General features: G+C 63.8%; 10 protein-coding genes. 4 read left to right on the top strand and 6 right to left on the bottom strand.

What is annotated here, in order from left to right; translation table 11 throughout:
- Positions 1-39: 39 nt before the first annotated feature.
- Genes NKJ26_RS00225 through NKJ26_RS00215 form a run of 3 tightly spaced genes read right to left on the bottom strand, consistent with a single transcriptional unit; the run spans position 40 to position 3,429 of the window.
- Positions 40-1,413 (bottom strand): MlaD family protein, encoded by a 1,374-nt coding sequence (locus NKJ26_RS00225; protein ID WP_352692847.1) that lies wholly within the window; start codon positions 1,411-1,413, stop codon positions 40-42.
- A 14-nt stretch (positions 1,414-1,427) separates the two neighbouring features.
- Positions 1,428-2,240, bottom strand: coding sequence for an ABC transporter ATP-binding protein (locus tag NKJ26_RS00220; protein ID WP_352692845.1), 813 nt, complete (start codon positions 2,238-2,240; stop codon positions 1,428-1,430).
- 1 nt (position 2,241) lies between these two features.
- Positions 2,242-3,429 (bottom strand): ABC transporter permease, encoded by a 1,188-nt coding sequence (locus tag NKJ26_RS00215; RefSeq protein ID WP_352692842.1) that lies wholly within the window; start codon positions 3,427-3,429, stop codon positions 2,242-2,244.
- Between the two features lie 77 nt (positions 3,430-3,506).
- On the opposite strand from NKJ26_RS00215, the gene dgcA reads away from it, so the two are divergent.
- A complete protein-coding gene (gene dgcA, locus NKJ26_RS00210; RefSeq protein WP_352692840.1) occupies positions 3,507-4,490 on the top strand; it encodes an N-acetyl-D-Glu racemase DgcA in 984 nt (327 codons plus the stop codon).
- Here dgcA and NKJ26_RS00205 read toward each other — a convergent pair.
- Together NKJ26_RS00205 and NKJ26_RS00200 are read right to left on the bottom strand one after the other, a co-directional pair.
- Positions 4,461-5,675, bottom strand: coding sequence for an MFS transporter (locus NKJ26_RS00205; RefSeq protein WP_352692838.1), 1,215 nt, complete (start codon positions 5,673-5,675; stop codon positions 4,461-4,463). The genes dgcA and NKJ26_RS00205 overlap by 30 nt on opposite strands.
- A 114-nt stretch (positions 5,676-5,789) precedes the next feature.
- A complete protein-coding gene (locus NKJ26_RS00200; RefSeq protein ID WP_032919518.1) occupies positions 5,790-6,572 on the bottom strand; it encodes a UDP-2,3-diacylglucosamine diphosphatase in 783 nt (260 codons plus the stop codon).
- A gap of 153 nt (positions 6,573-6,725) precedes the next feature.
- On the opposite strand from NKJ26_RS00200, the gene NKJ26_RS00195 reads away from it, so the two are divergent.
- The 3 genes from NKJ26_RS00195 (at position 6,726) to NKJ26_RS00185 (ending at position 11,290) form a co-directional block, all read left to right on the top strand.
- Entirely contained in the window at positions 6,726-7,505 is a 780-nt protein-coding gene (locus NKJ26_RS00195) for an SDR family oxidoreductase (RefSeq protein WP_027025214.1), read from the top strand.
- Between the two features lie 176 nt (positions 7,506-7,681).
- Entirely contained in the window at positions 7,682-10,006 is a 2,325-nt protein-coding gene (locus NKJ26_RS00190) for an NADP-dependent malic enzyme (RefSeq protein WP_352692835.1), read from the top strand.
- Positions 10,007-10,081: 75 nt separating this feature from the next.
- Positions 10,082-11,290, top strand: coding sequence for a DUF2865 domain-containing protein (locus tag NKJ26_RS00185; protein WP_352692833.1), 1,209 nt, complete (start codon positions 10,082-10,084; stop codon positions 11,288-11,290).
- Here NKJ26_RS00185 and gltX read toward each other — a convergent pair.
- A complete protein-coding gene (gene gltX / locus NKJ26_RS00180) occupies positions 11,208-12,581 on the bottom strand; it encodes a glutamate--tRNA ligase (RefSeq protein WP_352692831.1) in 1,374 nt (457 codons plus the stop codon). The two genes, NKJ26_RS00185 and gltX, sit on opposite strands and share 83 nt — an antisense overlap.
- Positions 12,582-12,712: the final 131 nt, after the last annotated feature.

Raw genomic sequence — 12,712 nt, 5'->3', positions numbered from 1 at the left:
TTTCGCGGCTCATGTTTCTGGGGCGCGCCGACGCCGAAGTCAACGCCGCGCCCTGCCGTCGAACTGCCGAACCTCGCCTTCGCCGCCCGAAAGGATGCGTTGCGGATTGCGGCTGAGATCGGTCACCGCCTCCTCGATGCGGCCGATCGAACGGCGGCTGTCCTGCACCAGTGCCTCGACATTCGAAAGACCTTGCCCGGAGAAGCGCGCGAAATTGTCGGTGATGGTGCCGAGGCGCGCGTTCAGCGTGTCGGCGACCTGCTTGAACGACTTCAGCGTCGCCCTGGCGTCGGCCATCACGCCGTCGGCCTGGCCTGACCCGAGCAACTTGTCGACCCTGGCCAGGATGCCGTCGACGCGCACGGAAGCGTCGTTGAGCCGCTGCGCGAGTTGCTTGGCATCCTTGATCGTCTGATCGATGTCGTCGGCCCGGTTGGCGAACTTCTTGGTCACCACCGCGATGTCGGCGGCGGCCTTGTCGGCGCTTTCGCTGGCCTTCTGGATGTTGGCGAGCGCCGAGCGCACCTGCGCCGGATCGATGCCGTCGAGCACGCCGTCGACCTTGGCCAGCGTGCCTTGCGTCTGCTTGGCGAAATCGTTGACCGATCCTACGGCCGTATCGACGTTCTTGATCACGCCGTCTAGCTGCTTCGAGGTCTCCTTGAGGTTCCCCGTCACCGTATTCACATTGGCGACGATGCTCTTGATCTGGTCCTTGTCGACCGCGTTGAGCAGACCTTCCGCCGCCTTCAGCGTACCGTCGAGCTTGCCGGAAACGCCCTGCAGCTCTTCGGCCAGCGCGCTGACGCTGGACAGGAACTTGTCGACCCCGTCGGAATTCTTGGCCAGTGCGTCGGAGAATGTCTGCACGTTCCGCACGGTCTGCGTCAGCGGACCGCGAACATCCTTGGTGAAGCCTTCGAGCTCGGTCAGCACCTTGTCGGCGCGGGTGAAGATGTTCTGCGCCGTCTGTAGAAGATTGGTCACGGCAGAAGGATTGGCCACGATCTCGGCGACCTTGCCTTCCTTTTCTGCCTGATCGAGCAGTTTTACTTCCTTGGGGTCGGCGCCCTTGAGTTCGATGTTGGCCTGCCCGGTCAGGCCGGCAAGGCCGATATCGGCCTGCGTCGACTTGGTGATCGGCGTCATCCGGTCGATCTCGGTGTCGGCGATGGCGACAGTCGGATTGTCGACGTCGATATAGACGCGCCTGACATCGCCGACCTTGACGCCATTGAACAGCACGAAGCTGCCGCGGCCAAGGCCGGAGGCCGAGCCTGGAATGCGCACGCGCAACAGCGTCGTCTCGCCCTTGTCGCCGATCGCCGCCGTCCAGTAGACGAAGCCGAACGCCGCCAGGATCGCAACCAGCGTGAAAATCCCGACAATGACGTAGTTGGCTCTGGTTTCCATTGCTTCACTTATGGCTATGCGCGCGCGGCAAGATCAAGTTGCCGGGCACGTTTTCCGCGGAAATAGGATTTTACCCACGGCTCCTCGCTCTTCAGCATGTCGTCGATAGTGCCCTCGACCAGCACTTTCTTGTTGCCGAGCACAGCCACCCGGTCGCAGGCCGTGAACAGGGTGTCGAGATCGTGCGTGACCATATAGACCGTCAAATCCATCGTATCGCGCAGCTTGACCACCAGTTCGTCGAATTCCGCCGCGCTGATCGGATCGAGGCCCGAGGTCGGCTCGTCGAGAAAGACGATATCGGGGTCGAGCGCCAGCGCACGGGCAAGTGCGGCGCGCTTGATCATGCCGCCCGAGAGCTCCGACGGGAATTTCTGCGCCGCATCCGGCGGCAGGCCGACCAGTTCGATCTTGAGCAAGGCCAACTCGTCCATCAGCTTCTTCGGCAGATCGAGATATTCGCGCATCGGCACCTGCACGTTTTCCTGCACCGTCAGGGCCGAAAACAGCGCGCCATGCTGGAACAGGACGCCAAGACGCATGTCGATGCGAAGGCGCTCGGCTTCGCTGGCCTTCTCGACATCGACGCCGAACAGTCTGATCGTTCCCGTCTGCTTGCGCAGCAGGCCAAGGATGGTGCGCAAAAGCACCGATTTACCGGCGCCGGAGGCTCCGACGAAGCCCAGGATCTCGCCGCGCGTGATGTCGAGCGACAACCTGTCGAGGATCACCTTGTCATCCAGGGCGACCGTGACGTCGCGCACGGACAGCACGGTCTCGCTCTCGTCCGTGTTGTCCTTGGCCCCGGTGTCGTTTCGCACGGCCATGTCAGAACTCGATCGCGGCGTAGAACATGGCAAAAAGTCCATCGAGGATGATGACGACGAAGATCGACTTCACCACCGAGGCGGTGACGTGCTGGCCCAGCGATTCGGCGCTGCCGCCAACCTTCATGCCTTCGACGGAGGCGATCGTGCCGATGATCATGGCCATGAACGGCGCCTTGATCAGCCCGGCAAAAATGGTGCTGAGGTCGATGGCGACGCGCAGCCGGTCGATGAAGGCGGCCGGTGCGATGTCGGAATAGAGCCAGGCCGCGGCGATGCCGCCGCCGAGTGCCGCAAAATTGGCGATGATCGTCAGGCACGGCAAGGCGATCACCAGCGCCACCAGGCGCGGGAAGACCAGCACGCCGATCGGATTGAGCCCGATGACCTTCAGCGCATCGACCTCCTCGCGCATCTTCATCGAACCGATCTCGGCGGTGATGGCGCTGCCGGAGCGGCCGGCGATCATGATCGCCGTCATCAACACGCCGAGTTCGCGCAGGATGAGTACGCCGACGAGGTCGACGACGAAGATATCGGCGCCGAAATAGCTGAGCTGATAGGCGCCTTGCTGGGCAACGATGGCGCCGACGATAGCCGACATCAGCACCACCACCGGAATGGCGCCGACGCCCATTCGATCGATCTGATTGAAGATCGCCGCCGGGTTGACGGCATGACCGCGGCCGAGCTTCATCTGCGCGCCGCGGATAGTTGCGCCCAGAATATTCATCGAGGCGAGAAAGTCGTCGCGCATCTCGTAGACGCGCCGGCCGACCGCCTCCAGGGCGCGAATGATGATATTGGGCGGCCGCGCCGGCCCTGATTCCGGTTCGCGCCGGACCGCCTCGCCGACCGCGTCGAGCAGTATCGAAGCGATCTCGCTTTGCCCCCGCAGCCTGACCTCGACCTGCTTCTTCTCGAAAGCGCTGACCAGCCGGTCGATCAGCCAGGCACCGGCGGTATCGATCTTCTCGATCTTGGAAAGATCGAGTGACAAGGTCTTGAAACCCTTTCGCTTCTCGATCTTGCGCATTTCGGCATCGACCAGCGCCACTGTCCGCGTCGTCCAGATTCCAGAGAAAACGCAGCCGAGAACGCCATCTTCCTCACCGACCGTCACGCGCGGTTGGTGGTCAGCCTCCGAGGCGGTGGTGCCGCTTGCGTCGCGCTTGCCGATGGTCAACATGGCGTCCTGTTTAGCCTGATGGGTCCGGCCTTGTCGATTTGCCGACAACCCTTCTCGCATAGCCGGAGCAGAAAAATATGGCGCGTGTCATTTCGGTCGAGGCGGAGCGTTTTCCGATCGCCGGCACCTTCACCATTTCGCGCGGCTCGAAGACCGAGGCCGAAGTGATCACATGCACGATCCGGCAGGGCAGCCACATCGGCCGTGGCGAGTGCGTTCCCTACAAGCGCTATGGCGAGAGCATGGACGGTGTGCGCGACGCGATAGAGGCGATGAGCGAGCGGATCGTCGGCGGCCTCGGCCGGACCGCCTTGCTCGACGCCATGCCGGCCGGAGCTGCCCGCAACGCCATCGACTGCGCCCTCTGGGATCTCGAGGCCAAGATCAGCGGAACACCGGTGGCCAAGGCGATTGGCGCTGTCCCGGCAAGGACACTCGAAACCGCCTACACGCTGTCGCTCGGCGAACCGGAGGCGATGGCGGCGCAAGCCCGGGCCAACGCCGCGCGTCCCCTGCTCAAGGTCAAGATCGGCGGAGACAACGACATCGCCCGAATCCAGGCGGTGAGACAGGCCGCGCCGCAAAGTCGCATCATCCTCGACGCCAATGAAGGCTGGACCGACGACAATATTGTCGCCAATCTCGCCTTCGCCGCCGAGCAAGGCATCGCCTTGATCGAACAGCCATTGCCGGCGGGCAGCGATGCAATCCTGCGCCATATCGCGCATCCGGTGCCGATCTGCGCCGACGAAAGCGTGCACGAGGCGAAGGACCTCGAAACGCTTGTCGGTCTCTATGATGCCGTCAACATCAAGCTCGACAAGTCGGGCGGGCTGACGGCGGCACTCACGCTACGCGATCGCGCCAGGGATCTGGGTTTCGGCGTGATGGTCGGCTGCATGGTCGGCACGTCGCTGGCGATGGCGCCGGCCGTCCTGCTCGCCCAGGACGCCGATTTCGTCGACCTCGATGGTCCGCTGCTGCTTGCCAGGGACCGCATTCCCGGCCTCGTCTACCAGGGGTCGCTGGTGTCACCGCCCGATACGGCGCTGTGGGGCTGAGCGCGCCGCAAGCCCGATCAATGCGAGGCCGATCAAGGCGATCGGGATCATGGCAAAGAAGCCGTCGACACCGAAACGGTCGTAGAGCGGACCCGACGCCAGTGTCGCCAGCGCCATGAAGAAGCCGTTGGAGAAATAGGCAATGCCTTGGGCGGCGCCGGTCCGCTCCTCGGAGACCGTTTCGCCGATCATCTTCTGCAAGCCGATCAGCACCAGCGCCACCGAGACCGAGTGCAGCGTCTGGACGCCGAAAAATCCGGCAACGCCGAGGCCGAGCGGCCAGACCAGCGGAAAGGCGATCCAGCGCACGATGGCGCCGATCCCCGCCATCACCATGATCGACACGACGGAAAACGAGCCGAAGAAGCGGGTGAACATCATGAACATGCAGACTTCCGACACCACGCCCCAAGCCCATAGCAGCCCCACCACCGAATCGCTGATGCCGATCGATTTCCAGTAGATGGAGACGAAGCCATAGAGGAATGCATGGCTGGCCGTGATGACGCCGACGCCGATGGAAAAATACAGGAAATAGGGGTTGAGGAGTTTTGGCGCCGAATGCTGGATGTCGGTGACCGACAGTGGCGAGGCGCGGCGCGGACGGCCAAGGCGCGGTGCCAGCAATCCCGCCGCGAGTGCCGCCGCCAGCGCCACGAAAATGATGACCGGAACCGCCCCGGGGCCGGTTGCCGAAAGGATGAAGCCGCCGGCGATATTGGCGAACAGGTATGAGATCGAACCCCATTTGCGCATGCTGGTGTAGTTGGAGCCGAAGCGGCGCACGCCCGAAAGCGCCAGCGAATCGGCGAGCGGCGAATGTGGTGTCCACACGATGGTCAGCAGCAGCGATACCGCAAGCACGACGAAATAGGTTGGAGTCAGGAAATAACCCGCCGACAACAGCAGTGACGCAGCCACCAGCGCGACATAGACATCGGCGCGATCCCTCGCCCTGTCGGCCAGCGCGGTCAGCAGCGGCGTCGTCACCACGCGCAGGAACATCGGCGCGGCCAGGATGACGGCGATCTGCTCGGCGCGAAACCCGTTGGCCTGCAGCCAGAGCGGGAAATAAGGCAGATGGGTGCCGAGCGACACGAACAGTGTCGCGAAGATCAGACCCATGCGCAGTTCGAAATGGCGCGGCTTGACGAGTTGTTCCGGCGAAAGCGGCGGCAGCGGCATGAATCGATCCAATTACGCCGCGCGCGACCATCCGGCGACGTAGATCGATGCCTTAACACGGCGGAAAAACCGGCGAAACCGGCTGGACTAACCGAAATCCGCGGCCGTTCGGAGTCAGGCCGCCTGGATCACCCTGTCCTCTATGAGCATCGGGATGAAGGGCTCGTCCGGCGCTTCGGGCAGGACATGGGCCCAGGTCAGGATTTCCATCCGCCCGTCGAAATGCTCGACCACGGCCGTGCAGCTTTCCACCCAGTCACCGGTATTGATGTACCGCACGTCCTCGAAATTCTCGATCGCGGCATGGTGGATGTGGCCGCAGATCACGCCGTCGACATGCGAACGGCGCGCTTCCTCGGTCAGCATGGTCTGGAACGAGCCGATGAAATTGACCGCCTTCTTGACGTTGACCTTGGCCCAGGACGAAAACGACCAGTATGGCAGGCCGAGCAGCTGGCGCAGCCGCGTCACCACGCGGTTGACCAGCATGGCGGCGTCATAGGCATGGTCGCCCAGATAAGCGAGCCAGCGCGCATTGTGGACGACGGTGTCGAACTGATCGCCATGGATGACGAGCAGGCGCTTGCCGTCGGCTGTCTCGTGGATGGCACGGTCGGCGACGACGATGCCGCCGAAATGCACGCCCTGAAACTGGCGGGCGAATTCGTCGTGATTGCCGGCGATATAGGTGATGCTGGCGCCCTTGCGTGCCTTGCGCAGCAATTTCTGGATGACGTCGTTGTGGCTTTGCGGCCAGTGCCAGCTGCGCCGCAACCGCCAGCCGTCGACGATGTCACCGACCAGATAGATGATATCGGCGTCGTGGTGACGCAGGAAATCGATCAGGAACTCGGCCTTCGCCGCTTTCGAGCCCAGATGGACGTCGGAAATGAACATACTGCGGAAAGTGCGGGGCTCTTGGCCTGACATCGCGATTTCACCATTGCCTTCGCCAGAGCCTATGCCCCGATTCATGCAACAACCGTATGACGGTTGCGATTGGGCCAGCCCAAGGGCTAGCTTGCCCGGCAAATCACAGGAGAAATCGTCATGGATCTCGGTATTCGCGGAAAGAAGGCGATCGTCTGCGCGTCGAGCAAGGGGCTTGGGCGCGGCTGCGCCATGGCGCTGGCCGAAGCCGGCTGCGACATCGTCGTCAACGGGCGCAACGCCGGACTGGTGGGCAAGACCGCCGCGGAGCTGCGCGAGCGCTATGGCGTGACGGTGACTGAAGTCGTCGGCGACGTGTCGAAGCCGGAAGTGCAGAAGGCGCTGCTCGCCGCCTGTCCCGAACCGGATATCCTCGTCAACAACAATGGCGGCCCGCCGCTTCGCGACTTCCGTGAACTCGATCGCACCAAGATCCTCGAAGGCGTCACCCAGAACATGGTAACGCCGATCGAACTGGTCCAGGCCGTCATCGACGGCATGGCGGCGCGCGGCTTCGGCCGCATCGTCAACATCACCTCGCTGTCGGTCTACGTCCCCATCCCCGGCCTCGACCTGTCGTCGGGCGCGCGCGCCGGCCTGACCTCGTTCCTTGCCGGCGTGGCGAGAACGGTGATCGACCGCAACGTGACCATCAACAGTCTCTTGCCGGGCAAACTCGACACCGACCGGCTGCGCGGCCCGCATGAGGCCGGCACACCGGAGGACCCCGCCGCTGCGGCGGCGCGCAAGACTCGCATCAGCGCCGACGTACCGGCCAAACGGCTCGGCACGCCGGAGGAATTCGGCCAGATATGCGCCTTCCTGTGCTCGGTCCATGCCGGCTATCTGACCGGCCAGAATATACCGGTCGACGGCGGGCTCTACGTCAGCGCCTTTTGATCGGCGCGCCGATGAAGCACCGGGATTTATTTGGCATCAGATAGCCGTAAGTATCTGACTGATAATGGTTTTCGATGCGCCGGCGCTTAAAGCTGCCGGCGCGTCATTTAGCGTCGCGAAAAATCTCGGCCGCATGCTAAAAGGACCGTCGTAGCAGGTTTCGAGGGAGCGGCCGCATGGAAGGCGAGAACAAAAAAACGGCGCGTTCGGACCTCGACGAGGCCGCCCTTTATTTCCACAAACACCCAAGGCCGGGAAAGCTCGAGATCCAGGCGACCAAGCCGCTCGGCAACCAGCGCGACCTGGCGCTCGCTTATTCACCTGGCGTCGCCGCCCCTTGCCTGGAGATCCGCGACAACCCGGCGACCGCCGCCGACTACACCGCACGCGCCAATCTGGTCGGTGTCGTCTCTAATGGCTCGGCGGTGCTCGGCCTCGGCAATATCGGGCCGCTGGCCTCCAAGCCGGTGATGGAAGGCAAGGCTGTCCTGTTCAAGAAGTTTGCCGGCATCGACGTTTTCGACATCGAGATCGACGCGCCGGAGATCGAGCGCATGGTCGAGACCGTCGCGGCGCTGGAGCCGACCTTTGGCGGCATCAACCTCGAGGACATCAAGGCGCCCGAGTGTTTTGAAGTCGAGGAACGGCTCAAGGCCCGCATGGGCATACCGGTGTTCCACGACGACCAGCATGGCACTGCCATCATCGTCGCCGCCGCCGTGCTCAACGGGCTGGAATTCGCCGGCAAGGCCATATCGGACATAAAGATCGTCACCTCGGGCGCCGGCGCCGCCGCGCTTGCCTGCCTCAATCTTTTGGTCTCGCTTGGCGCGCCGGTGGAAAACATCTGGGTCACCGACCGTTTCGGCGTCGCCTACAAGGGTCGTGTCGACGAGATGGACCGCTGGAAAGATCCTTATGTGAAGGACACCGAGGCGCGCACGCTGGCCGACGTCATATCAGGCGCCGACGTTTTCCTCGGCCTCTCGGCGGCAGGTGTGCTGAAACCTGAACTGCTCCAGCACATGGCGCCGAAACCGCTGATCCTGGCGCTGGCCAATCCCAATCCGGAGATCATGCCGGAAGTCGCGCGCGCGGCACGTCCCGATGCGATGATCTGCACGGGCCGCTCCGATTTTCCCAATCAGGTCAACAATGTCCTGTGCTTTCCCTACATCTTCCGCGGCGCGCTCGACTGCGGCGCCAGCGCCATCAACGAGGAGATGAAGATGGCCGCGGTGCGCGCCATCGCCGCCCTTGCCCGTGAAGAGCCTTCGGACGTCGCCGCACGCGCCTATTCCGGCGAGACGCCGGTCTTCGGGCCTGAGTTCCTGATCCCCTCGCCCTTCGATCCGCGCCTCATCCTGCGCATTGCGCCGGCCGTCGCCAAGGCTGCCTGCGAAACCGGTGTCGCGACAAGGCCGATCACCGACTTCGCCGCCTACATCGACAAGCTGAACCGCTTCGTCTTCCGCTCCGGCCTGGTGATGAAGCCGGTCTTCTCCTCCGCCAAGGCATCGAGTGCCAAGCGCGTCATCTATGCCGACGGCGAGGACGAACGCGTGTTGCGCGCCGCCCAGGTCGTGCTCGAGGAAGGCATTGCCGAGCCGATCCTGATCGGCCGTCCGCATGTCATCGAGGTCAGGCTCAAGCGCTACGGGCTGCGCATCAAGCCGGGCGTCGATTTCGGCCTCATAAATCCGGAGGACGATCCGCGCTACCGCCACTATGTCGACCTGCTGATCGAACTCGCCGGCCGGCGTGGCGTAACGACGGAAGCCGCGCGCACCATGGTGCGCACCGACAACACGGTGATCGCCGCGCTGGCGCTGAAGCGCGGCGATGCCGACGCCATGGTCTGCGGCCTCGAGGGACGCTTCGAGCGGCACCTGCGTAACGTGACGCTGATCATCGGGCCACGCGCCGGTATCAAGGACTACGATCTTTCGACGCTTTCCATGCTGATCTCGCAGCGCGGCATCATCTTTCTGACCGACACCCACGTCTCCGTCGATCCGACGGCCGAGGAGATCGCCGAGATGACGGTGCTGGCGGCCGAGGAGATCCAGCGCTTCGGCATCGAACCGAAAGCAGCGTTGCTGTCGCATTCGGATTTCGGCTCGCGCGATTCACCAAGCGCGCTGAAGATGCGGCATGCGGCGGCGATCCTGGCGCGGATCGCGCCGGACTTGCAGTGCGACGGGGAAATGCATGCCGATTCCGCCTTGTCGGAGCCTCTGCGCCAGCGCGTCTATCCGCATTCGCGACTGAAGGGCGAGGCCAATCTGCTGGTCTTCCCGAACCTCGACTCGGCCAACATCACGCTGACGGCTTTGCGCGCCATGATGGACGCGCTGCATGTCGGGCCGATCCTGCTCGGCACCGACAAGCCGGCGCACATCCTGACGCCTTCCGTGACCTCGCGAGGCGTCGTCAACATGACGGCCCTGGCGGTCGTGGAGGCCGCGCACAAGGCGCAGGCGGTCGTCAATCTGGGCTGAACGCGGATTGCGCGGTAAACTGCGGTTAACCGCGAACACGGTAGCCTCGCGGACGAACAGGCGGAGTTTGGGCGGATGGCAAGCGCGGGGTGGAAGCAGGCGTACGCTGCCGTACTGCTTGGGCTCCTGCTTTCCGGGACCGCGGTCAGCGAGCCACAGGCTGCCTCGCGGATCTGCCGCCAGTTGGAGGCCGATCTCGCCGCGGCCTCGCGCGGCGGCGGCGGTGGTCCGGCGATGGTCCGGAAATACGATGCGGCGATCGAAAGACAGCACGAACAGATTTCAAAGGCCCGAGGCCAGGCGAGCAGAGCCGGATGCGGTTTTTCGCTGTTTTCCCGCAACGTCAACGAATGCGCCGCGCTCAACGCCACCATCGACCGCATGAATGCCAATCTCGACGCCTTGCAAGCCAAACGCGAGCGACTGGCCGGGGGTGGCTCGCGCCGTGACCGCAAGCGCATCCTGGCGGCGCTCGACGCCAACGATTGCCGCGACGACACCATTGCGCCGCGACGCGAGCCTTTATTGGAGGCGAACCGCGAAGACGGCGACACCAATCTGTTCGACCAGCTTTTCGGCGGCAACAGCCGGCGGCCCGATACACTAGACGCGCTGGACCAACCTGACGATCCCGGCGAGGAGCGCAACGTCCGCCGGGTGCTCAACCGGCCCGGCGTGCCGGATTTTCCAAGCGTTGGCGGTGAATTCCACACGTCTTGCGTGCGCATCTGTGACGGTTATTTCTTCCCGATGTCGAACTCGGCTTCCATCGGCGATTTCGAACGCGACCAGAAGAATTGCGAATCGAGCTGCCCCGGCACCGAGATGCAGGTCTTCTATTCGCGCGGCATGGACGACGATTCGGCGTCGATGACCTCGTCGGTCACCGGCAGGCCCTACAGCGAATTGCCGACCGCCTATCTCTACAAGCAATCCGACATGTCGCGGCCGCCGGCTTGCGGCTGCAACGCCGCGCAGAATTTCCAGATCATCGCCGGCAACCCACCGAATCCGGAACAGCCGCAGCCTGAAACGAACGCGGCGCCGGTCATTCCGGTCCCGGTTTCCAAGCCCGATCCGGGCGCCGATCCGGAAACCCTGGCGAACGTCGAAGGTGGGCTCGACCGCGAAGCCATGAAGCGGCTTTCAGCCAAGCCGGTGACATCGCCCGTGTCGGCGGTGCCGCCGGACCAGCGCAAAGTCAGGGTCGTCGGGCCAACGTTCCTTCCCGACCCATCAGCGGCAATAGATCTGCAAGCTCCGGCCCCGAAGGCAACCCGGTAAGAGCAAGCCTGAGCGGCATGAACAGCGCCTTGCCCTTGCGCCCGGTCGCTTCCCTGATCTTGCCCGTCCAGTCCTTCCAGACCGTCCCGTTCCAGGGTTCCTCCGGCAGCTGATCGAACGCCTGGCCGAGGAAATCGCGGTCGTCATCGGAGAAATCCGGCGTCTCCTGCGGCCCCTCGCGCAGGATACGCCACCAGCCCACCGCATCGGCCAGCCTATCGAGATTGCCTCGCACCGCCAGCCAGAACGGCTCGGCCTGTTCGCCGGAGATGCCGAGCACGATCAGCCGGTCCCTCGCCTCGGCGAATGGCATGTGGTGCAGCAGCGTGCGGTTGAGCACGAACAGCTCGTCGGGATCGAATTTGGCCGCGGATTTCGAGGTCGCCGCCGGATCGAACCGCTCGGCAAGCTCGCTCATCGTCGCCACTGCCGCGACGTTTTCCGAAGTGCCGACCAGCACGGCGAGAGAAGCGACGGCCATCGGCTCGACGCCGTCCTCGCGAAGGCTTTCGATGGAAAGCGCACCGGTGCGCTTCGACAGCCCCTCGCCCGACGCGGTCGTCAAGAGATTATGGTGACCGAAGACTGGCGGTTCGGCACCCAGCGCTTTGAACAAGGCGATCTGCACGCCGGTATTGGTGACGTGGTCGTCGCCGCGGATGACATGGCTGACGCCCATCTCGATATCGTCGACTACCGAAGGCAGCGTATAGAGATAGGTGCCGTCCTCGCGCACCAGAACAGGGTCGGACAACGAGGCAAGGTCGACAGTCTCCCCGCCGCGTACCAGATCGTTCCAGTGGATCTCGGTGCGTTCCGGCTGCAGCGGATCGCCGGAGAAATTGGGCAAGAGGAAGCGCCAATGCGGCCGGCGGCCATCGGTCTGGTACTCGGCCACCTGCTCTTGCGTCAGCGCCAATGCCTCGCGGCCGTAGACCGGCGGCAAGCCGCGCGTACGGCGTACCTTTCGCCTGAGATCGAGCTCCTCCGGCGTTTCGTAGCAGGCATAGAGAACGCCCGCCGCCTTCAGCCGCTCGACCGCCGCGTCATAGATTTCGAAGCGCCGCGACTGGTATTCGGTGGCGTCCGGGAAAATGCCCAGCCAATGCAGATCGTAGAGGATGGCGTCGGAAAATTCCTGCTTCGAGCGGGCGATGTCGGTGTCGTCGAAGCGCTGGATGAAGCGTCCCCTGTTGTTCATGGCGAAGAGCCAGTTGAACAAAGCGGTGCGCGCATTGCCGATATGGATGCGGCCGGTCGGCGACGGGGCGAAACGAACGGTAACGGTCATGAGCGGGGCGTACCGGATGCTTTTGCGATTGACAAGACGCGCCCCCGCGCCGTGCGGAAGACATAGAACATGACGCGCGCGATGAAAAGACCGGGCAGCCCTGTGCCTGGGCAGCGCAACGAACCGTCTGT

The organism is Mesorhizobium sp. M0152 (assembly GCF_040322415.1).
In the GTDB taxonomy this organism is placed as follows: Bacteria; Pseudomonadota; Alphaproteobacteria; order Rhizobiales; family Rhizobiaceae; genus Mesorhizobium.
Note: the sequence above shows the minus strand (reverse complement) of the source record. Positions and strands in the feature narration are given on the sequence as shown.

Bases quoted from the DNA above. Each gene is read 5' to 3' on its own strand.
- NKJ26_RS00225 (WP_352692847.1), bottom strand. From the start codon at position 1,413: ATGGAAACCAGAGCCAACTACGTCATTGTCGGGATTTTCACGCTGGTT.
- NKJ26_RS00220 (WP_352692845.1), bottom strand. From the start codon at position 2,240: ATGGCCGTGCGAAACGACACCGGGGCCAAGGACAACACGGACGAGAGC.
- NKJ26_RS00215 (WP_352692842.1), bottom strand. From the start codon at position 3,429: ATGTTGACCATCGGCAAGCGCGACGCAAGCGGCACCACCGCCTCGGAG.
- dgcA (WP_352692840.1), top strand. From the start codon at position 3,507: ATGGCGCGTGTCATTTCGGTCGAGGCGGAGCGTTTTCCGATCGCCGGC.
- NKJ26_RS00205 (WP_352692838.1), bottom strand. From the start codon at position 5,675: ATGCCGCTGCCGCCGCTTTCGCCGGAACAACTCGTCAAGCCGCGCCAT.
- NKJ26_RS00200 (WP_032919518.1), bottom strand. From the start codon at position 6,572: ATGTTCATTTCCGACGTCCATCTGGGCTCGAAAGCGGCGAAGGCCGAG.
- NKJ26_RS00195 (WP_027025214.1), top strand. From the start codon at position 6,726: ATGGATCTCGGTATTCGCGGAAAGAAGGCGATCGTCTGCGCGTCGAGC.
- NKJ26_RS00190 (WP_352692835.1), top strand. From the start codon at position 7,682: ATGGAAGGCGAGAACAAAAAAACGGCGCGTTCGGACCTCGACGAGGCC.
- NKJ26_RS00185 (WP_352692833.1), top strand. From the start codon at position 10,082: ATGGCAAGCGCGGGGTGGAAGCAGGCGTACGCTGCCGTACTGCTTGGG.
- gltX (WP_352692831.1), bottom strand. From the start codon at position 12,581: ATGACCGTTACCGTTCGTTTCGCCCCGTCGCCGACCGGCCGCATCCAT.